Here is a 20,839-nt window from a genome sequence, read left to right as displayed (position 1 = left end):
CGACGGACCCGCCCCCCACGCGGCGGCGCTACTTCCGGGCCGCGGCCTTCTTCCGCGCGGTGCTCCGCGGCTTGCGGGACGCCGGCACCTGCGCGTCGCTCACCCGGTCGCCCAGGATCTCGCGGAGGAACTTGCCCGTGTGGCTCGCCGGGATCGCCGCGACGTCCTCAGGGGTGCCCTCGGCGATCACCAGGCCGCCTCCGCTGCCGCCCTCCGGGCCCATGTCCACGAGCCAGTCGGCGGTCTTGACGACGTCGAGGTTGTGCTCGATGACGATCACCGTGTTGCCCTTGTCGACCAGCCCCGACAGCACGCCCAGCAGCTTGCGGATGTCGTCGAAGTGCAGACCGGTCGTCGGCTCGTCCAGCACGTACACCGTGCGGCCGGTGCTGCGCTTCTGCAGCTCGCTCGCGAGCTTGACGCGCTGGGCCTCGCCGCCGGACAGCGTCGGCGCCGGCTGCCCCAGCCGCACGTACCCCAGGCCCACGTCGTTGAGCGTGCGCAGGTGACGGGCGATCGCCGGGACCGCCTCGAAGAAGTCCAGCGCCTCCTCGATGGGCATGTCGAGGACCTCGGCGATGTTCTTCCCCTTGTAGTGGACCTCCAGGGTCTCCCGGTTGTAGCGCGCGCCGTGGCACACCTCGCAGGGCACGTAGACGTCCGGCAGGAAGTTCATCTCGATCTTGATGGTGCCGTCGCCCGCGCAGTTCTCGCAGCGGCCGCCCTTGACGTTGAAGGAGAACCGGCCCTGCTGGTAGCCGCGGACCTTCGCCTCCGTGGTCTCCGCGAACAGCTTCCGCACCCGGTCGAACACCCCGGTGTACGTCGCCGGGTTGGAGCGCGGGGTGCGGCCGATCGGCGACTGGTCGACGTGCACCACCTTGTCGACCAGGTCGTCGCCCTCGACGCGGGTGTGCCGGCCCGGAACCGCCTTGGCGCCGTTCAGCTCGCGCGCCAGGTGGGTGTAGAGGATGTCGTTGACCAGCGTCGACTTGCCGGATCCGGAGACGCCGGTGACGGCCGTCAGGACGCCGAGGGGGAAGGCGGCGTCGATGTTCTGGAGGTTGTTCTCCCGCGCGCCGCGCACCAGGAGGCGGCGGTCGCCGTCCACCGGCCTGCGCTCCCGGGGCGTGGGGATCTGCTTCTTCCCCGAGAGGTAGTGGCCGGTGACCGACTCGCCGTTGGTGAGCAGCTGGTCCAGCGGGCCGCTGTGCACGACCCGGCCGCCGTGCTCTCCGGCACCCGGACCGATGTCGACCACCCAGTCCGAGGTCTTGATGGTGTCCTCGTCGTGCTCGACGACGATCAGCGTGTTGCCCATGTCCCGCAGCCGCACCAGCGTCTCGATCAGCCGGTGGTTGTCCCGCTGGTGCAGGCCGATGGACGGCTCGTCCAGCACGTAGAGCACGCCCACCAGGCCGGAGCCGATCTGGGTGGCCAGCCGGATGCGCTGCGCCTCGCCGCCGGAGAGGGTGCCGGCCGCGCGGTTCAGCGAGAGGTAGTCGAGGCCGACGTCGACCAGGAACCGCAGCCGCTCGTTGACCTCCTTCAGCACCCGCTCGGCGATCGTCTTCTCCCGCGCGGTGAGCCTGAGGTCCCGCAGGAAGTCCGCGCAGTCGCTGATGGACATCGCGGACACCTCCGCGATCGAGCGGCCCTGCACGGTGACGGCGAGCACGATCGGCTTGAGGCGCGTGCCCTCGCACGTCGGGCAGGGCACCTCGCGCATGTAGCCCTCGAAGCGCTCCCGGCTGCTGTCGGTCTCGGCCTCCTGATGGCGCCGCCGCACGAACGGCACGGCCCCCTCGAAGGCCGTGGTGTAGGCGCGCTCCCGGCCGTAGCGGTTGCGGTACCGGACCTCGATGCGGGTGCGGTGGCCGTTCAGCAGGGCCTTCTTCGCCCGCTGGGGGAGGCCGGCCCAGGGGATGTCGGTGCGGAAGCCGAGTGCGTCGGCCAGCGCGTCGACCAGCCGGCCGAAGTAGTCCTTGGTGTGGCCGTGCGACCACGGGTGGATGGCGCCCTCGTCCAGCGACTTCTCCTCGTCCGGGACGATCAGCTCCGGGTCCACCTCCATCCGCGTGCCGATGCCGGTGCACTCGGGGCAGGCGCCGAAGGGCGAGTTGAAGGAGAACGACCGCGGCTCCAGCTCCTCGAAGGACAGGTCGTCCCGCGGGCAGTACAGGTGCTCGGAATACATGCGCTCGCGCAGCGGGTCGTCCTCGTCCAGGTCGACGAAGTCGAGGATCACCATGCCGCCGGACAGGCCGAGCGCGGTCTCCACCGAGTCGGTCAGGCGGCGCTTCGCGCCCTCCTTGACCGTGAGGCGGTCCACGACCACCTCGATGGTGTGCTTCTCCTGCTTCTTCAGCTTGGGCGGGTCCGACAGCTGGATCGTCGTCCCGTCCACCCGGGCCCGGCTGTACCCCTTGGTCTGCAGCTCGTGGAAGAGGTCGACGAACTCGCCCTTCCGCTCCCGCGCCAGCGGCGACAGCACCTGGAAGCGGCTGCCCGGCTCCAGGTCCAGCACCTTGTCCACGATGGCCTGCGGGGACTGGCGGGTGATCGGGTCGCCGCACACGGGGCAGTGCGGCTTTCCGACCCGCGCGAAGAGCAGCCGCAGGTAGTCGTAGACCTCGGTGATGGTGCCGACCGTGGACCGCGGGTTCCGCGAGGTCGACTTCTGGTCGATGGAGACGGCAGGCGACAGGCCCTCGATGAAGTCGACGTCGGGCTTGTCCATCTGGCCGAGGAACTGCCGCGCGTAGCTGGAGAGCGACTCCACGTAGCGCCGCTGGCCCTCGGCGAAGATGGTGTCGAAGGCCAGGGAGGACTTCCCCGACCCGGAAAGCCCTGTGAACACGATCAACGCGTCCCGGGGGAGGTCGATGGAGACGTTCTTGAGGTTGTGCTCGCGAGCGCCACGTACGTAGAGACGGTCGGCCACGCCGGATGAGACCTTTCGTGCGGGAGCTGTGGGCGCAGGCCCACGAACCCCAGGGTATGGGAGCGCCGCGACGGTGTGCTTCGGATGCCGCAGAGCGAGCCTATAGCACGCGCATTCGATTTCCCGGCCTGGAGCGCGAGCTTCACTCGATGGTGTGATGGCCGCTACGTTGGGATCATGACCACGCACTCTCCCGCCGACGACTGCGCGGCCCTCCGCGAGTCCACCGCACGCCTCCTCGAGTCCGTCGCGAAGCTGAGCGACCCGGAGATCTCCGCGCCCTCCCGCCTCCCGGGCTGGACCCGCGGCCACGTCCTCGCCCACCTCGCCCGCAACTCCGACGCGCTGCTCAACGTACTCGCCGGCAGGCCGATGTACGCCGGCGCCGAGGCGCGCGACGCCGACATCGAGAGCGGCGCGCCCCGCCCGGCCGCCGAGCACATGGAGGACGTGGCCGTCACGGCCCTCCGCCTCGACGGAGCCTTCGAGGGGCAGCCGGACGGCGACGCCGGATGGGAGCGCACCGTCGAACTGCGCAACGGCGTCACCGACCGGGTCGCGAACATCCCTTGGCGGCGCTGGATCGAGACCGAACTGCACCACGTGGATCTCGGCGTCGGATACGAACTGACGGACGTTCCGGCGGACTTCGTCGAGCGCGAGATCGCGAACATGGCCGCGCGGTACCAGGGCCACGCCGACCTGGCCGTCGGCGTCGAGCTGCGCACCGGGGACGGGCGGTCCTGGCGTACCGGTGCGGCCGAGGGCGAGCCGCTCGTCGTCACGGGCACGCCCGTCGCCCTCATGGGCTGGATCACCGGCCGTGCCGACGGGTCCGGCCTCTCCGCCCCGGAGCCGCTGCCGGCCCTTCCCACCTTCTGACGTCCGCCCCGTTCCGGGCAGGTGCGGGGGAAGTCTGCGCGCCTGCCCGGAACCGTTTCCGGGCAGGCGCGGGGAGGCCGTCGGCCGGCCCGTGAGGACTAGGACCTGTCCGGCGGATCTTCTCGGGCCCGCGACGACGGCTACGGCACCTCTCCCCCGTGGCCCTTCGGGCACGGGGGTGCCCCCACCGTTGTCGCATCGCGCGAGTACGACAAGTACGAGCTGCGATCCTCCGCCTTGCGATGCGTCCCCACGGTCCTGGCGGACCTGGGGAGACCCCATGCATCCGACGCCGCGGGCTGACCCTCAAAGATCCGCCGGACAGGCCCTAGGGTGAGGGCATGGCCTACAGCGGAGCGGTGAAGGTCGGCGGTCCCGCCGACGTGCACGAGTTGGCCGACCTGATGATCTCCAAGGCGGCCGTCGGCCCGATGGACAACAACACCTACCTGCTGCGCTGCCGCGCCACCGGCGAGCAGCTGCTGATCGACGCGGCCAACGAGCCGGAGACGCTCCTCCGCCTCATCGGTGAGGACGGCATCGCCGGGGTCGTCACCACCCATCGCCACGGCGACCACTGGCAGGCGCTGGCCGAGGTGGTCCGCGCCACCGGCGCCCGCACGTACGCCGGGCGGTACGACGCCGAAGGCATCCCGGTGCCCACCGACGTGCCGCTGGAGGACGGCGACACCGTCCGCGTCGGCCGGGTCGAGCTCACCGCCCGCCACCTGGTCGGCCACACCCCGGGCTCGGTGGCCCTCGTCTACGACGACCCGCACGGCCATCCCCACCTCTTCACCGGGGACTGCCTGTTCCCCGGCGGCGTCGGTAACACCTTCGGCGACACGGAGGCGTTCACGACGCTCCTGCACGACGTGCAGACCAAGCTCTTCGACCGGCTCCCCGACGAGACGTGGGTCTACCCCGGCCACGGGGCCGACACCGCGCTGGGCACCGAGCGCCCGCACCTCGCGGAGTGGCGCGAGCGCGGCTGGTGAGCACGCCCGCCGTGGACGGCACCGGGTTCGCCGGCGTCCGGCCGCCCGTACCACTGCGCCGGCACCAGTCCGAGGCGCTGGACGCCCTCGACGAGGCGTTCGCGGCGGGCAGACGCCGGGCCTGGGTGGTGCTCCCGCCCGGCCTGGGCAAGACGCTCACCGGCCTGGAAGCCGCACGCAGACGGGGCGACCGGATCGTCGTCCTCGGCCCGAACACCGCGATCCAGGGCCAGTGGCTGGCCGCGTGGAGCACCTACCGCCCCGCCCCGCCTCCGGCCGGCACCGACCGCGCGCTGACCGACCCGGTGACCGTGCTGACCTACCAGGCCCTCGCCACCTTCGACCCGGACGCCGAGGTCGACGAGGAAGGTGCCGGCGAACCCGGCGGAACCGAGCACCTGTACCGGCTGCGCCCGCAGGGCCGCGCCTTGGTCGCCGCACTCCGCGACGCGGGCCGCGTCACGCTCCTCCTCGACGAGTGCCACCACCTGCTCGACACCTGGGGCGAGCTGCTCGCCGAGCTGCTGCGCGAACTGCCCGACGCCACCGTCGTCGGCCTCACCGCGACCCCGCCCGACCGTCTCACCCCGGCGCAGGCGGCACTGGTCGACGAACTCTTCGGCCCCGCCGTCCAGGGCCCGTCCATCCCCGCCGCCGTCCGGGAGGGGCATCTCGCCCCGTACGCCGAACTCGCCTGGATCACCCCGCCCACCGCCGACGAGGAGCACTGGCTCGCGGCGGAGGCCGAACGTTTCGCCACGCTCACCACCGACCTCCTGGACCCCGGCTTCGCCGCCACCCCCTTCCTTGCCTGGCTCGACGAGCGGATCGTGCGCCGCCGGACCGCCACCGGCGAACGCGCCCTGCCCTGGCACCGCTTCGCCCGCGAGAACCCGGACACCGCCGACGCCGCCCTCCGCTTCCACCACCACGGACTCCTGGAGCTGCCCGAGGGCGCCCGGCTGCGCGAGGAGCACCGGCACGCGCCGCTCGCCGCCGACTGGGTGTGTCTGCTGGACGACTGGATCCGCCGCTGCCTGCTCCGCAGCGACGACCCCCGCGACACCCGGGCGGTGGAGGCCGTACGCGCCGCCCTGCCGGCCGTCGGGCACCGCCTCACCCGCGCCGGCATCCGCGCCGGCCGCTCACCCGTCGACCGCGTGCTCGCCCGCAGCGCCGCCAAGACCACCGCCGTCCGGGAGATCCTCGCCGCCGAGAGCACGACGCTCGGCGACCGGCTCCGCGCGGTCGTCGTCTGCGACCACGAGCGGGCCACCGCCACGCTGCCCGCCTCCCTCCACGGCGTCCTCGCCCAGGAGGCCGGCTCCGCGCGCCTCGTCCTCGACGAACTCGCCGCCGACCCCCGCACCGCCGTGCTCGGCCCGCTGCTGGTCACCGGCCGTACGGTCGCCGCCGCACCGGACACCGCGCGCCGCTTCCACGCCTGGGCCGCCGAGGCCGACCCCGCCCTCCGCCTCGACCCGCCGCCCGCCACCGGGGACGGCGGGACGGTGGAGATCACCGGCCGCTGGGACAGCCGCCGCTGGGTCGCCCTGGCCACCCGCTTCTTCGAGAGCGGGGGCACCCGCGCCCTGGTCGGCACCCGCGGCATGCTCGGCGAGGGATGGGACGCCCGGGGCGTCAACACCCTCGTCGACCTCACCGAGGCCACCACCGCGACCGCCGTCGTGCAGACCCGCGGCCGCGCCCTGCGCATCGACCCCTCCTGGCCGGAGAAGACCGCCCACACCTGGTCCGTCGTCTGCGTCGCCGACGGCCACCCCAAGGGCACCGGCGACTGGGACCGCTTCGTCCGCAAGCACGCCGGCTACCTCGGCATCACCGAGGCCGGCGAGGTCGTCTCCGGCGTCGCCCACGTCCACGCCGCACTGTCCCCGTACGCGCCGCCGCCGGCCCACGACTTCGACCGGCTCAACGCGGTCATGCTGCGCCGCGCCGAGCAGCGGGAGACCACCCGCGCGGCGTGGCGCGTCGGCAGCCCGTACGACGACCGCCTCGTGCACACCGTGCGGGTGGCGCCGCCCGCCGGACGCGGTCCCGTCCCCGCAGCGGCCGAACCCGGCGCGCCGGTACGCCCGCCCGTCGCCGTCCCCGCGCCCGGCGGCGTCGCCCCCGCCGTCCCGCGACCGCCCTCGCTGTGGGCGGCGACCGCGACGGCGGCCCTGGTGTGCGCGGTCGCGGCCGTGCTCCTCGGCGCGGGCGTCCTCGCGCTGGTCGCCGCCGCGGCCGGGGGAGGGGCGGCCTACGCGCTGTGCAGGGCCGCGCTCGGCGCCCGCATGCTCCGCGCCGCCGGAGCGGAGCCTCCGATTCCCGCCGTCGCCCGCGCCGTCGCGGAGGCCCTGCATGCGGCAGGGCTCGTCCCGCGCGGAGCGGAGGCGGTGTCCGTCGCCCCCGACGAGACCGGCGCCTACCGGTTGCGGCTGGCGGGGGTGCCGGCGGCGGCGTCGGCCCTGTTCGCCACCGCCTTCGACGAGGCCGTGTCGCCGGTCGGAGACCCCCGCTACCTCGTTCCCCGCTACCTCGTCACCGGGCACGGCCTGCGCGACGGGGGCCTGGCGGCGCGCGGCCGCCTCCGCTCCCACGCGGTGGTGCACCACGCGGTGCCCGCCGTGCTGGGCGAGAACCGCCGGCGCGTCGACCTGTACGCGGCGGCCTGGCGCCGGTACGTGAGCGGGGCCGTGCCCGTCTACACCCGTTCCCCGGAGGGCGCGGGCGTGCTCGCCGCCCAGGCCGGGGCCTCGCCGCTGGACGCCTCCACCGCCCTCCGCGTCGCCTGGACGTGACCCGGCCGCGGGCTGCGGAACCGCCCGGGCAGCGCCCCGCAGGACGTCGGTCCCCGCACGTAGGGTGTGACGCATGGCAGACCCCTCCACCTACCGACCCAAGCCGGGAGAGATCCCCGACTCGCCGGGGGTCTACCGGTTCCGTGACGCGCACCGCCGCGTGATCTACGTCGGCAAGGCCAAGAGCCTCCGCTCGCGCCTGGCGAACTACTTCCAGGACCTGTCGGGCCTGCACCCGCGCACCCGGACGATGGTGACCACGGCGGCATCCGTGGAGTGGACCGTGGTCTCCACCGAGGTGGAGGCGCTCCAGCTCGAATACACCTGGATCAAGGAGTACGACCCCCGCTTCAACGTCAAGTACCGCGACGACAAGAGCTACCCGTCCCTCGCGGTCACGCTGAACGAGGAGTTCCCCCGCGTCCAGGTGATGCGCGGCCCGAAGCGGAAGGGTGTGCGCTACTTCGGGCCCTACGCCCACGCCTGGGCCATCCGCGAGACCGTCGACCTCCTGCTGCGCGTCTTCCCCGTACGCACCTGCTCCGCGGGCGTCTTCAAGCGCTCCGCGCAGATCGGCCGTCCCTGCCTGCTCGGCTACATCGGCAAGTGCTCCGCCCCCTGCGTCGGGCGGATCAGCCCCGAGGAGCACCGCGAACTCGCCGACGAGTTCTGCGACTTCATGGCCGGCCGCACCGGCGCCTACCTGCGCCGCCTCGAGGAGAGGATGCACGAGGCCGCCGAGGAGACGGAGTACGAGCGCGCCGCCCGGCTCCGCGACGACATCGAGGCGCTGCGCCGCGCCATGGAGAAGAACGCCGTCGTCCTCACCGACGCCACCGACGCCGACCTCATCGCGCTGGCCGAGGACGAACTCGAGGCCGCCGTACAGATCTTCCACGTCCGCGGCGGCCGCGTGCGCGGCCAGCGCGGCTGGGTCACCGACCGCGTCGAGGAGGTCGGGACCGCCGAACTCGTCGAGCACGCCCTCCAGCAGCTCTACGGCGAGGAGAGCGGCGACACCGTGCCCCGCGAGGTGCTGGTCCCCGCCCTGCCCGAGCCGGTCGAGCCGCTCGCCCAGTGGCTGGCCGGTCGCCGCGGCGCCGGCGTGAACCTCCGCGTCCCGCAGCGCGGCGACAAGCGGGCCCTGATGGAGACCGTCCAGCGCAACGCCCAGCAGGCGCTCGCCCTGCACAAGACCAAGCGCGCCTCCGACCTCACCACCCGCTCCCGCGCCCTGGAGGAGATCGCCGAGGCCCTCGACCTCGACTCCGCGCCGCTGCGCATCGAGTGCTTCGACGTCTCGCACCTCCAGGGCGACGACGTGGTCGCGTCCATGGTCGTCTTCGAGGACGGCCTCGCCCGCAAGAGCGAGTACCGACGCTTCCAGATCCGCTCCTTCGCCGGCCAGGACGACGTACGGGCCATGCACGAGGTCGTCGCCCGGCGCTTCCGGCGGTACCTCCAGGAGATGCAGCGGACCGGCGAGTGGCCCGAGGGCGAGGAGGGCGAGCACGGCCGGGACGAGGACGGGCGTCCGAAGAAGTTCGCCTACCCGCCGCAGCTCCTGGTGGTCGACGGCGGAAAGCCGCAGGTCGCGGCGGCGCAGCGGGCACTGACCGAGCTCGGGGTCGACGACGTGGCCGTGTGCGGCCTCGCCAAGCGGCTGGAGGAGGTCTGGCTGCCGCAGGACGACGACCCCGTCGTTCTCCCCCGTACGAGTGAAGGCCTCTACCTCCTCCAGCGCGTCCGTGACGAGGCGCACCGTTTTGCGATCACCTACCAGCGGAGCAAGCGGAAGAAGGCCCTCACGGCGAGCCCGCTGGACGCCGTGCCCGGCCTCGGCGAGACCCGCAAACAGGCGCTGATCAAGCACTTCGGGTCGGTCAAACGGCTCCGGGCGGCCACCGTGGAGCAGATCTGCGAGGTCCCGGGCTTCGGCCGCAAGACCGCGGAGACCGTTGCGGCGTCGCTGGCCGGGGCGGCTCCGGGAGGACCCGCCGTCAACACCGCCACGGGTGAGATCGTGGAAGACGAAGAACGCCCCCGCCAGACGCGGGGGAGCAACCGCTGACGACGGCCGGACCGGGGGACGCGATCATGGACGAAGCACACGAGGACCGCAGAGACGGAGCACAGGTGAGCACGGGCACGCCCGCCGAGACCGAGGACGCGACGACACCGGAGCTGTTGATCATCTCCGGCATGTCCGGGGCGGGGCGCAGCACCGCCGCGAAGTGCCTGGAGGACCTCGGCTGGTTCGTGGTCGACAACCTGCCGCCCGCGCTGATCCCCACCATGGTGGACCTCGGCGCGCGCTCGCAGGGCAACGTCGCCCGGATCGCCGTGGTCGTCGACGTGCGCGGCCGGCGCTTCTTCGACAACCTCAAGCAGTCGCTGATCGACCTCGACGCCAAGGAGGTCACCCGGCGCACCGTCTACCTGGAGGCCTCCGACGAAGCCCTCGTGCGCAGGTTCGAATCCGTGCGGCGCCCCCACCCCCTCCAGGGCGACGGACGCATCGTGGACGGCATCGCCGCCGAACGCGACCTGCTGCGCGAACTGCGCGGCGACGCGGACCTGGTGATCGACACCTCCAGCCTCAACGTGCACGAGCTGCGCGCCAAACTCGACGCCCAGTTCGCCGGCGAGGAGGAGCCCGAACTCCGTGCCACGGTCATGTCGTTCGGCTACAAGTACGGACTCCCCGTGGACGCCGACCTGGTCGTCGACTGCCGCTTCCTGCCCAACCCGCACTGGGTGCCCGAGCTGCGCCCCTTCACCGGGCTCAACGAGGAGGTCTCGGGCTACGTCTTCAACCAGCCCGGAGCCAAGGAGTTCCTCGACCGCTACACCGAACTGCTGCAGCTCATCGCCGCGGGTTACCGCCGCGAGGGCAAGCGCTACGTCACGGTCGCCGTCGGGTGCACCGGAGGCAAGCACCGCTCGGTCGCCATGTCCGAACGCCTCGCCGCCCGCCTCTCCCGAGAGGGCGTGGAAACCGTCGTCGTCCACCGGGACATGGGACGTGAGTAATGGCTCGTAGGACGATACGGCTGCGGCGTCTCGTCGGCGGACAGACGGTACGCCGCGGTGCCCAGCCCAAGGTCGTCGCCCTCGGCGGCGGCATGGGTCTCTCGGCCTCGCTCACCGCGTTGCGCCGCATCACCGGCGACCTCACCGCGGTCGTCACCGTCGCCGACGACGGCGGCTCCAGCGGCCGGCTGCGGGACGAACTCGGTGTGCTGCCCCCCGGCGACCTGCGCAAGGCCCTCGCCGCGCTGTGCGGCGACGACGACTGGGGGCGCACCTGGGCGGAGGTCATCCAGCACCGCTTCGAGAGCAAGGGCGAGCTGCACCAGCACGCGGTCGGCAACCTGCTGATCGTCGCCCTGTGGGAGCAGCTCGGCGACCACGTCCAGGCCCTCGACCTGGTCGGCAGGCTGCTCGGCGCGCACGGCCGGGTGCTGCCCATGTCCGCCGTCCCGCTCGAACTCACCGCGAGCGTGCGCGGACACGACGCCGCCCGGCCCGACGAGGTGAGCACGGTGCGCGGGCAGGCCACCGTCGCGCTGACACCCGGTGAGGTGCAGCAGGTCCACCTGGTCCCGCCGGACCCGCCCGCCGTGCCGGAAGCCGTCGCCGCCGTCCTGGACGCCGACTGGGTTGTGGTCGGGCCGGGTTCCTGGTTCTCCTCGGTCATCCCGCACCTGCTGGTGCCCGAACTGCGCGACGCGCTCCAGGAGACCAAGGCGCGCCGGGTGCTCTCCCTCAATCTCGCGCCGCAACCGGGTGAAACGGAAGGTTTCTCCCCGCAGCGTCATTTGGAGGTTTTGGCCCGACACGCCCCTAAACTCGCCTTCGACGCGGTGCTGGCCGACCAGGACGCGGTGCCGGACGCACACAGTCTCCGGGAGGCTGCCGAGCAGCTCGGAGCCACGGTCCAGCTGGCACCCGTCGCGGCCTCCGGCCAGTCCGCCCGGCACGACCCGGAGCTGCTGGCGGCCGCGTACGACCGTATTTTTCGGATGCATGGAAGGATCGGCCCATGGCGATGACGGCAGCGGTGAAGGACGAAATCTCCCGGCTCCCCGTCACCCGGACCTGCTGCCGGAAGTCGGAGGTCTCGTCGACCCTTCGCTTCGCGGGCGGCCTGCACCTGGTCAGCGGACGCATCGTGATCGAGGCGGAACTCGACACCGGCATCGCCGCCCGGCGGCTCCGCAAGGACATCCTGGAGATCTTCGGCCACGCCTCCGACCTGGTGGTCATGGCCCCCGGCGGGCTGCGGCGCGGCTCACGCTACGTCGTCCGCGTGGTGGCCGGCGGTGACCAGCTCGCCCGCCAGACCGGCCTGGTCGACAGCCGGGGCCGCCCGATTCGCGGCCTGCCGCCGCAGGTGGTCTCGGGGGCCACCTGCGACGCGGAGGCCGCCTGGCGCGGCGCCTTCCTCGCCCACGGCTCGCTGACCGAGCCCGGCCGCTCCTCGTCCCTCGAGGTCACCTGCCCCGGCCCGGAGGCCGCCCTGGCCCTGGTCGGCGCCGCCCGGCGCCTCCAGATCCCCGCGAAGGCCCGCGAGGTGCGCGGCGTCGACCGCGTCGTCGTGCGCGACGGCGACGGCATCGGCGCGCTGCTCACCCGCCTCGGCGCGCACGAGGCCGTGCTCGCCTGGGAGGAGCGCCGCATGCGGCGCGAGGTGCGGGCGACCGCGAACCGGCTCGCGAACTTCGACGACGCCAACCTGCGGCGTTCCGCGCGGGCGGCGGTGGCTGCGGGTGCGCGGGTGCAGCGTGCGCTGGAGATCCTCGGTGAGGACGTCCCCGAGCACCTGGCGGCGGCCGGCGCGCTGCGGATGGAGCACAAGCAGGCGTCGCTGGAGGAGCTCGGCGCCCTCGCCGACCCGCCGCTGACCAAGGACGCGGTGGCGGGCCGGATCCGCCGCCTGCTGGCCATGGCCGACAAGCGGGCACAGGACCTGGGCGTCCCCGGCACCGAGTCCAACCTCGCCGAGGAGATGGCGGTCTGACGCCCGCCTCCGTGCCGCGTCCCCGTCCGCGGGACGGGCTCCCCGCCCGGGCCCGTCCCGCGAACGGGGACGGGAACGCGACGGCACGGGGAGGGGAGCGGCGCCGCGACCGGGACGCGCGCGGTAGGGTCGGAAGTGGTCGGGGACACAGCCCATACAGCTCTCGCCGGCGTCCGCACACGCCGGCGTACCCAACGAGGAGATCGGTTCGTGACGATCCGCGTAGGCATCAACGGCTTTGGCCGCATCGGCCGCAACTATTTCCGCGCACTCCTTGAGCAGGGGGCGGACGTCGAGATCGTCGGCGTCAACGACCTGACCGACAACGCGACCCTGGTGCACCTGCTGAAGTACGACAGCATCCTCGGTCGCCTGAAGCAGCAGGTCAGCCACACCGACGACACCATCACGGTCGGCAACCAGACCTTCCGGACGATGGCGGAGCGCGACCCGGCCCAGCTTCCCTGGGGCGAACTCGGCGCCGACATCGTCATCGAGTCCACCGGCATCTTCACCAAGCGCGAGGACGCGGCGAAGCACCTCGCGGCGGGCGCGAAGAAGGTCCTCATCTCGGCTCCGGCCAAGGAGGAGGACATCACGGTGGTCATGGGCGTCAACGAGGACCAGTACGACCCGGAGAAGGACCACGTCATCTCCAACGCCTCGTGCACCACCAACTGCGTGGCGCCGATGGCGAAGGTGCTGGACGAGAGCTTCGGCATCGTCAAGGGCATGATGACGACCGTCCACGCGTACACCAACGACCAGCGCATCCTGGACTTCCCGCACAAGGACCTGCGCCGGGCGCGTGCCGCGGCCGAGAACATCATCCCGACGTCCACCGGCGCCGCGAAGGCGACCGCCCTGGTCCTGCCGCAGCTCAAGGGCAAGCTGGACGGCATCGCGATGCGCGTCCCGGTCCCGACCGGTTCGGTCACGGACCTGGTCATCGAACTGGACCGGGAGGTCACCCGCGACGAGGTGAACACCGCCTTCCAGAAGGCCGCGGAGGGCCAGCTCAAGGGCGTCCTGGAATACACCGAGGACCCGATCGTCTCCTCGGACATCGTCAACTGGCCGGCGTCCTGCACCTTCGACTCGTCCCTGACCATGGTCCAGGGCAAGCAGGTGAAGATCGTCGGCTGGTACGACAACGAGTGGGGCTACTCCAACCGCCTCGTGGACCTGACGGTCTTCGTCGGCGGCAAGCTCTGACCGTCGGCGGTACGTCCACCACGACGGCAGCAGCGAGGTGACATGGCCGGGGCTCGCGGAGCGCGATGACGCGTTGCGCGGGCCCCGGTTCGTACGGGGCCGCCCCCAGGCGCGGCCCGACACGAGGAATTCCGAGGAACGATGAAGACGATCGACGCTCTTCAGGTGGCCGGCAAGCGGGTCTTCGTCCGCGCCGACCTGAACGTCCCGCTCGACGGGGACACCATCACCGACGACGGCCGCATCCGCGCCGCCGTCCCCACGGTCCGCAGACTCGCCGAGGCCGGGGCCCGCGTGGTCGTCGCCTCCCACCTGGGCCGCCCCAAGGGCTCCCCGGACCCGCAGTTCTCCCTCGCCCCGGTCGCCGCGCGGCTCGGTGAACTCCTCGGCAGGGACGTCGCCTTCGCCGCCGACACCGTCGGCGACCAGGCCCGTGCCACCGTGGACGGCCTGGCCGACGGCGACGTGGCGCTGCTGGAGAACCTCCGCTTCCAGGCCGGGGAGACCAGCAAGGACGACGCCGAACGCGGTGCGTTCGCCGACCGTCTCGCCGCTCTGGCCGACCTCTACGTCGGCGACGGTTTCGGCGCGGTGCACCGCAAGCACGCCTCGGTGTACGACCTCCCCGCCCGGCTCCCGCACGCGGCCGGCGGCCTGATCGCCACCGAGGTCGGCGTGCTGAAGAAGCTCACCGAGAACGTCGCCCGCCCCTACGCCGTCGTACTCGGCGGCGCCAAGGTCTCCGACAAGCTCGGCGTCATCGAGCACCTGCTGGAGAAGGCGGACCGCATCCTCATCGGCGGCGGCATGGCGTACACCTTCCTCAGGGCCCAGGGCCACGAGGTGGGCGGCTCGCTGCTCCAGGAGGACCAGATCCCGGCCGTCCAGGACTACCTCAAGCGGGCGGACGAGCGCGGCGTGGAGTTCGTCCTCCCCGTCGACGTGCTCGCCTCCACCGCGTTCCCGGACCTGAAGACGAAGGCGCCGACAGACCCCGCCGCCGTGCCCGCCGACGCCATCCCGGCCGACCTGATGGGCCTGGACATCGGCCCGGAGAGCCGCAAGCTGTACGCCGCCAAGCTGGCGGACGCGGCCACCGTCTTCTGGAACGGGCCGATGGGCGTCTTCGAGCACCCGGACTTCGCCGAGGGTACGCGCGCGGTCGCGCAGGGTCTCCTCGACGGCTCGGCCTTCACGGTCGTCGGCGGCGGAGACAGTGCCGCCGCCGTCCGCCTGCTGGGCTTCGACGAGAATGCCTTCGGCCACATCTCGACCGGTGGCGGCGCCAGCCTCGAGTACCTCGAGGGCAAGACGCTCCCCGGCCTCGCCGCACTGGAGGACTGAACACCCCATGAGTAACCGCACGCCGCTGATGGCGGGCAACTGGAAGATGAACCTCAACCACCTCGAGGCCATCGCACACGTCCAGAAGCTCGCCTTCGCCCTCGCGGACAAGGACCACGAGGCCGTCGAGGTCGCCGTCCTGCCGCCGTTCACCGACCTGCGCTCGGTGCAGACCCTCGTCGACGGCGACAAGCTCAAGATCAGGTACGGCGCCCAGGACGTGTCCGCGCACGAATCCGGCGCCTACACCGGCGAGGTCTCCGGCGCGATGCTGGCCAAGCTCAAGTGCACCTATGTCACCATCGGTCACTCGGAGCGACGCCAGTACCACGCCGAGGACGAGGCCGTCTGCAACGCCAAGGTCAAGGCCGCCTTCGCACACGGGCTCACCCCGATCCTGTGCGTCGGCGAGGGCCTGGAGGTCCGCAAGGCCGGCGACCACGTCGCCCACACGCTCGCCCAGCTCGACGGCGCCCTCGACGGCGTGCCGGCCGAGCAGGCGGCGACGCTCGTGATCGCGTACGAGCCGGTGTGGGCCATCGGCACCGGTGAGGTCGCCACCCCGGAGGACGCCCAGGAGGTCTGCCGCGCGATCCGCGGCCGGCTGGCCGAGCTGTACGACGACGAGGTCGCCGGAAAGGTCCGCATCCAGTACGGCGGCTCGGTGAAGTCCGGCAACGTCGCCGCGATCATGGCGCAGCCCGACGTGGACGGCGCCCTGGTCGGGGGCGCCTCGCTGGACACGGACGAATTCGTGAAGATCGTCCGCTTCCACGACCAGTGACAGGCTCGTGACAGCGCCGTCGTCGCCCGTCACGGCGGGCACGAGTGACGACGGGTGACCACACGACGTACCCTGTCGGGGGCCGGAGTCAGTCCTCCGGCCCCCGCACCATCCAGAAAGTCTTCCGCTCACCGTCCGAGAGAGTTGGTCCAGCCGTGCTCATGGGGTTCTCTATCGCCCTCGTCGTCTTCAGCCTGTTGCTGTTGCTGCTGGTGCTGATGCACAAGGGGAAGGGCGGCGGCCTCTCCGACATGTTCGGCGGCGGCATGCAGTCGTCCGTCGGCGGGTCCTCGGTCGCCGAGCGCAATCTCGACCGCATCACGGTCGTCGTCGCCATCGCGTGGTTCGCGATCATCGTGGTGCTCGGTCTGCTGATGAAGTTCGAGGGCTGACCGTCCGCACGCTGTCGACGTTCCGCCCGCCCTGCCTATCATGTGGCTCCGCGGTCCGCGGCCGGAGTAAGTAACTCGGGTCGCGGGACGCGCGTTGGTCCTACGTAAACCAGGGCGTGTGCGGCGGAGCGGCCTCTCCACGCTCCGCGGCACCGTGAGGCAGGGAGTACGACCGTGGCAAGTGGCAACGCGATCCGGGGCAGCCGGGTCGGGGCGGGGCCGATGGGAGAAGCCGAGCGCGGTGAGTCGGCTCCGCGCCTGCGCATCTCCTTCTGGTGCTCGAACGGGCACGAGACACAGCCGAGCTTCGCCGGGGACGCAACCGTCCCCGACACCTGGGACTGCCCTCGCTGCGGCTTCCCCGCCGGCAAGGACCGGGACAACCCGCCCGACCCGCCGCGCACCGAGCCGTACAAGACCCACCTCGCCTACGTCCGCGAGCGGCGCAGCGACGCGGACGGCGAGGCGATCCTCGCCGAGGCGCTGGCCAAGCTGCGCGGCGAGATCTGACGGCGCACCCCACCCCGGTCCGTCGGGGCCACGTCCGGCGGCCGTCCGCGTGCCGCGCCTTCCGTGCGCCGTCCTTCCGCCCGCCGCCGTCTCCCACCGCGTCCGAACGGCGGGTGGCCGACGGGCGGACCTCTCGTGAACGACCCCGCCGCACCGCCCCGTCCGGTGGCGTGGCGGGGCCGTCGATCCCTTAGGTTTGTTGCGGCGGGGAACCAACGAGACGAATGGGCTGACTGTGCAGACACACGGAGAGGGTGCGGCGCCGCGCACACCGCTCGACCGCATGCCCGAGTGGAGGGCGCTGGCCGCACACCGCGACGCACTCGGAGACGTACACCTGCGCGACCTCTTCGCGCAGGACCCCGGCCGGGCCGAGCGGTACGGCGTCCAGGTCGGCGACCTCCACCTGGACTACTCCAAACAGCTGGTCACCGACGAGACGCTGCGGCTGCTGCGCGACCTGGCGTCCGCCGCGGACGTCGCCGGCCTGCGGGACGCCATGTTCCGCGGCGAACGGATCAACATCACCGAGGACCGGGCCGTGCTGCACACCGCGCTGCGCGCCCCGCGGGACGCGGTCGTCGAGGTCGACGGCGAGAACGTCGTCCCCGAGGTGCACGCGGTCCTCGACCGCATGAGCGCCTTCGCGGAGGCCGTACGGGGCGGCAAGTGGGCCGGGCACACCGGCCTGCCGATCCGGTCCGTGGTCAACATCGGCATCGGCGGCTCCGACCTCGGGCCGGCCATGGCGTACGAGGCGCTGCGCCCCTACACCCGCCGCGACCTCGACGTCCGCTTCGTCTCCAACGTCGACGGCGCCGACCTGCACGAGGCGCTGCACGGCCTGGACCCGGCCACCACACTGTTCGTGGTCGCCTCCAAGACGTTCACGACCATCGAGACCCTCACCAACGCGCACGCCGCCAAGCGGTGGCTGCTGGAGAGCCTGGGCGGCGACGCGTCGGCCGTCGCGAAGCACTTCGTCGCCTTGTCGACGAACGCCGCGAAGGTCGCCGAGTTCGGCATCGACACCTCGCACATGTTCGAGTTCTGGGACTGGGTCGGCGGTCGCTACAGCTACGACTCCGCGATCGGCCTCTCGCTCATGATCGCCATCGGCCCGGACCGGTTCCGCGAGATGCTGGACGGCTTCCGCCTCGTCGACGAGCACTTCCGCACCGCGCCGCCCGAGCGGAACGCGCCGCTTCTCCTCGGCCTGCTCGGCGTCTGGTACGGCGGCTTCTTCGACGCCCAGGCGCACGCCGTGCTGCCGTACTCGCACTACCTGTCCCGCTTCACCGCCTACCTCCAGCAGCTCGACATGGAGTCCAACGGCAAGTCCACCGACCGCGAGGGCCGGCCGGTGAACTGGCAGACGGGCCCCGTCGTCTGGGGCACCCCCGGCACCAACGGGCAGCACGCCTACTACCAGTTGCTGCACCAGGGCACCAAGCTGGTCCCGGCCGACCTGGTGGGCTTCGCCCGCCCGGTCGCCGGACTCGGCGAACTCGCCGGCCAGCACGACCTGCTGATGGCCAACCTCTTCGCCCAGGGACAGGCCCTCGCCTTCGGCAAGACCGAGGAGGAGGTCCGTGCCGAGGGCGTCCCGGACGCGCAGGTCCCGCACCGCGTCTTTCCCGGCAACCGCCCCACGACCACCCTCCTCGCCCCGGAGCTGACCCCGTCGGTGCTCGGCCAGCTCATCGCCCTCTACGAGCACAAGGTGTTCGTCCAGGGCGCGATCTGGGACATCGACAGCTTCGACCAGTGGGGCGTCGAACTCGGCAAGGTCCTTGCCAAGCGCATCGAACCCGCCCTGACCGAGGGCTCGGAAGTGGAGGGCCTCGACCCCTCCACCACGGCCCTCGTCGCCCGCTACCGCACGCTGCGCGGCCGCTGACCCAGCCGACGCGGGCCCGCCGGCAGAGCGGGCCCGCATCGAAGGAAGCAACCTCTTCCCGATCTCGAGTGTCACTGTGAGTTATGGAGTAGCATGCTCGCGTCATAAGTGCCTGCTCGAGCCTCACGTTCCGGGCGGTCACGGGCGAAAGCGGCTGTCGCTGACGATGGCAGCGGGGGAATGGGGGATTCAGTGGGAGACATCCACATCCGATCCGGAGCGGTGCGCAACGCGTCCGCCGACACCGAAGCTCTGGCTCGCCAGGTGGCGAAGCGTCTGGACGGAGCGCTTGACGGATCTGCGGAGGTGGCCAGGGTTCATCACGGACACGGGTGGACCAGCCCGGCGAAACTACGGGCCTGTGCGGAGCAGTGGGAAGACCACATGGTGAAGCTGGCCAAGAGAATGGGGGAGCTGAGTCAGCGGTTGAAAGATTCGGCCGACGGATACGACCGGAGCGACGCGGAGGCGGAATCCCGCCTGCGTGCCGGGCTGAACGACCTCGGACGGGTGTGACTCGTGGTCGACTATCAAGGAATCAGCGAGGCGCTACCGCAGAAGTGGTCCGATGCCTCGGATGAGTTTCAGTCTCTCTCGGACTACTGCCTCAACGCCGCCCAGGATCTGCGCGAGTACGGGACCAAACCACTTGCAGAGAACTGGACGGATGCCGTCGGCGCCGCGGCAGCGGGCGAATTCGAGAAGCTCGCCAATCAGCTGGAGGCGGCGCGGAGTGTTCTCCTGGCGATCGACATGGTCGTCGACGGGCTGACCACCAGTCTGGAGACGGCCAGGAGCACGCTGGGCGAGGCGCAAGAGCTCGCCGTCAGGTACGGCATGGAGATCACTTCGGCGGGCATCGTCACCGGTCCACCGGCGAGGAACCACACCCAGGCGGAAGACATGGGGCCCTACCGGGAGCAGGTACAGGACCTCGTCGATCAGGCACTGGAGCAGATGAAAGAGGCGGACGGGCTGGCGGCCAAGGAGTTCTCCAAGCTCGCCGCCGCCACCGACGTCACCGACCCGGCCAAGGCACTCAACGAGTTTCAGACGCATGCTTCCCACACCCAGATGGACATTCTCGCCGCCACTATTCCGGAAGGCGAGTCGCCTGACACGGTCCGCCGGTGGTGGGGCGGGCTGTCCACCCAGCAGCGCGAAGACCTGATGCTCGCCCAACCGGTCGCCATCGCTCAACTCGATGGGATACCAGAAGACGCGAAACAGGAATTGCGTGGCACGGACGGAAAGTTCGATCGGGTGAAGATGGTCGAGTACGCGCTTGACAACTGGGACGAAGAAGACCCGACCGACTTCGGTAACAACTGCACGAACTTCGTCTCCAATGCCTTGCTTCACGCCGGGATGCAGGAGAAGACGGATTTCTGGGCAGGAACCTCCGGTGACGACACCTGGATGATCGGCAATCCGACGGGTGTGGACGAGGTGGACAAGCGCCTCGCCTACTCGGACACCTGGGCCGCTGCGGAGAACCAGCAGAACTTCATGCTCCGGCACGGCGGTGAGGAAGTCGCAGCGTCTGAAGTGCGGCCAGGCGACATCATCTACTACGAGCAAGAAGGAGACAACGAGGCCATCGAGAAGGGCAATACTCATCACGCCGCCGTTGTAACAGCGGTGATGCCCGACGGTGAGGTGAAGTACACCCAGCACAGCAGTGCGCAGCAGAATGTGAGCCTCGAGGGGCGTATCAGCGCCACTGAGAAGGCGGAGGGCGCCCAGAATGTTCGAATCGTTCGCCCGCACCCGGATTGGTACTGAGACCTGTGGAGGCGTCTGTTCCCGTCCGGGCTTCTACAGGAGCCGCAGCGCGGCAAGGTTGGCTTCTGGCAGTACCGCTGCTGGTCGCTGCGTCGGTGGCCCTGTTCGCCGCCCGGCTCGTCTACGGTGAGGACACCTACCAGGGTTGCCGCTACCTGGGCCCATCGTTGCGGATGTACTTCACAGCTTGGGCTGCGCCGACATGCGCCGGTGTCGCTCTGATCTGCCTGCTGGTGGGTCGCCGGGGGCACCGGCGGT

At 71.5% G+C, this 20,839-nt stretch carries 16 protein-coding genes; 15 read left to right on the top strand and 1 reads right to left on the bottom strand.

Translation table 11 applies throughout. The features are described 5' to 3' along the window. Window positions 1-28: 28 nt before the first annotated feature. Window positions 29-2,944: an excinuclease ABC subunit UvrA gene (gene uvrA / locus K304_RS26900; protein WP_051307734.1), complete on the bottom strand. Its 2,916-nt coding sequence runs from the start codon at window positions 2,942-2,944 to the stop codon at window positions 29-31. Between the two features lie 177 nt (window positions 2,945-3,121). On the opposite strand from uvrA, the gene K304_RS0102425 reads away from it, so the two are divergent. The 15 genes from K304_RS0102425 (at window position 3,122) to K304_RS0102355 (ending at window position 20,581) form a co-directional block, all read left to right on the top strand. Then, window positions 3,122-3,826, top strand: coding sequence for a maleylpyruvate isomerase family mycothiol-dependent enzyme (locus K304_RS0102425; protein WP_027762441.1), 705 nt, complete (start codon window positions 3,122-3,124; stop codon window positions 3,824-3,826). Between the two features lie 341 nt (window positions 3,827-4,167). Continuing rightward, window positions 4,168-4,824 (top strand): MBL fold metallo-hydrolase, encoded by a 657-nt coding sequence (locus K304_RS0102420; protein ID WP_027762440.1) that lies wholly within the window; start codon window positions 4,168-4,170, stop codon window positions 4,822-4,824. Further along, complete coding sequence (locus K304_RS0102415) at window positions 4,821-7,628, top strand: DEAD/DEAH box helicase family protein (protein WP_199779547.1); 2,808 nt, start codon at window positions 4,821-4,823, stop codon at window positions 7,626-7,628. Before K304_RS0102420 ends, K304_RS0102415 begins: the two co-directional genes overlap by 4 nt. Window positions 7,629-7,701: 73 nt before the next feature. Beyond that, complete coding sequence (uvrC, locus tag K304_RS0102410; protein WP_027762438.1) at window positions 7,702-9,699, top strand: excinuclease ABC subunit UvrC; 1,998 nt, start codon at window positions 7,702-7,704, stop codon at window positions 9,697-9,699. A 26-nt stretch (window positions 9,700-9,725) separates the two neighbouring features. Beyond that, window positions 9,726-10,661 (top strand): RNase adapter RapZ, encoded by a 936-nt coding sequence (gene rapZ, locus K304_RS0102405; RefSeq protein WP_027762437.1) that lies wholly within the window; start codon window positions 9,726-9,728, stop codon window positions 10,659-10,661. After that, window positions 10,661-11,683, top strand: a complete 1,023-nt coding sequence (locus K304_RS0102400) for a gluconeogenesis factor YvcK family protein (protein WP_027762436.1) — start codon at window positions 10,661-10,663, stop codon at window positions 11,681-11,683. Before rapZ ends, K304_RS0102400 begins: the two co-directional genes overlap by 1 nt. Beyond that, a complete protein-coding gene (gene whiA, locus K304_RS0102395) occupies window positions 11,674-12,651 on the top strand; it encodes a DNA-binding protein WhiA (RefSeq protein ID WP_027762435.1) in 978 nt (325 codons plus the stop codon). The genes K304_RS0102400 and whiA overlap by 10 nt, the downstream gene beginning before the upstream one ends. Before the next feature lie 210 nt (window positions 12,652-12,861). Next, window positions 12,862-13,866 carry a type I glyceraldehyde-3-phosphate dehydrogenase gene (gene gap / locus K304_RS0102390; protein WP_027762434.1) on the top strand — a complete coding sequence of 335 codons (1,005 nt, stop codon included), beginning with the start codon at window positions 12,862-12,864 and terminating at the stop codon, window positions 13,864-13,866. A gap of 141 nt (window positions 13,867-14,007) precedes the next feature. Continuing rightward, entirely contained in the window at window positions 14,008-15,210 is a 1,203-nt protein-coding gene (locus K304_RS0102385) for a phosphoglycerate kinase (protein WP_027762433.1), read from the top strand. 7 nt (window positions 15,211-15,217) lie between these two features. After that, on the top strand, window positions 15,218-15,994 hold the full coding sequence (gene tpiA, locus K304_RS0102380) for a triose-phosphate isomerase (protein ID WP_027762432.1): 777 nt from the start codon (window positions 15,218-15,220) through the stop codon (window positions 15,992-15,994). A gap of 161 nt (window positions 15,995-16,155) precedes the next feature. Next, entirely contained in the window at window positions 16,156-16,386 is a 231-nt protein-coding gene (gene secG / locus K304_RS0102375) for a preprotein translocase subunit SecG (protein ID WP_037789051.1), read from the top strand. Between the two features lie 222 nt (window positions 16,387-16,608). Further along, window positions 16,609-16,896 (top strand): RNA polymerase-binding protein RbpA, encoded by a 288-nt coding sequence (locus tag K304_RS0102370; protein WP_027762430.1) that lies wholly within the window; start codon window positions 16,609-16,611, stop codon window positions 16,894-16,896. Window positions 16,897-17,179: 283 nt separating this feature from the next. Further along, the gene (gene pgi / locus K304_RS0102365; RefSeq protein ID WP_051307732.1) at window positions 17,180-18,796 is read left to right on the top strand and encodes a glucose-6-phosphate isomerase; all 1,617 of its coding nucleotides are present in this window, start codon (window positions 17,180-17,182) and stop codon (window positions 18,794-18,796) included. Window positions 18,797-18,988: 192 nt separating this feature from the next. Then, on the top strand, window positions 18,989-19,312 hold the full coding sequence (locus K304_RS31915) for a type VII secretion target (RefSeq protein WP_158687289.1): 324 nt from the start codon (window positions 18,989-18,991) through the stop codon (window positions 19,310-19,312). Window positions 19,313-19,315: 3 nt separating this feature from the next. Beyond that, complete coding sequence (locus K304_RS0102355; RefSeq protein WP_027762428.1) at window positions 19,316-20,581, top strand: amidase domain-containing protein; 1,266 nt, start codon at window positions 19,316-19,318, stop codon at window positions 20,579-20,581. Window positions 20,582-20,839: the final 258 nt, after the last annotated feature.

This window comes from Streptomyces sp. CNS606, from assembly GCF_000426325.1.
Note: the sequence above shows the minus strand (reverse complement) of the source record. Positions and strands in the feature narration are given on the sequence as shown.

Excerpts from the sequence above, each read along its gene's own strand:
- K304_RS0102400 (WP_027762436.1), top strand. The coding sequence starts at position 10,661 with ATGGCTCGTAGGACGATACGGCTGCGGCGTCTCGTCGGCGGACAGACG.
- rapZ (WP_027762437.1), top strand. The coding sequence starts at position 9,726 with ATGGACGAAGCACACGAGGACCGCAGAGACGGAGCACAGGTGAGCACG.
- K304_RS0102425 (WP_027762441.1), top strand. The coding sequence starts at position 3,122 with ATGACCACGCACTCTCCCGCCGACGACTGCGCGGCCCTCCGCGAGTCC.
- uvrC (WP_027762438.1), top strand. The coding sequence starts at position 7,702 with ATGGCAGACCCCTCCACCTACCGACCCAAGCCGGGAGAGATCCCCGAC.
- K304_RS0102370 (WP_027762430.1), top strand. The coding sequence starts at position 16,609 with ATGGGAGAAGCCGAGCGCGGTGAGTCGGCTCCGCGCCTGCGCATCTCC.
- K304_RS0102420 (WP_027762440.1), top strand. The coding sequence starts at position 4,168 with ATGGCCTACAGCGGAGCGGTGAAGGTCGGCGGTCCCGCCGACGTGCAC.
- pgi (WP_051307732.1), top strand. The coding sequence starts at position 17,180 with ATGCCCGAGTGGAGGGCGCTGGCCGCACACCGCGACGCACTCGGAGAC.
- secG (WP_037789051.1), top strand. The coding sequence starts at position 16,156 with ATGGGGTTCTCTATCGCCCTCGTCGTCTTCAGCCTGTTGCTGTTGCTG.
- K304_RS0102385 (WP_027762433.1), top strand. The coding sequence starts at position 14,008 with ATGAAGACGATCGACGCTCTTCAGGTGGCCGGCAAGCGGGTCTTCGTC.
- whiA (WP_027762435.1), top strand. The coding sequence starts at position 11,674 with ATGGCGATGACGGCAGCGGTGAAGGACGAAATCTCCCGGCTCCCCGTC.
- tpiA (WP_027762432.1), top strand. The coding sequence starts at position 15,218 with ATGAGTAACCGCACGCCGCTGATGGCGGGCAACTGGAAGATGAACCTC.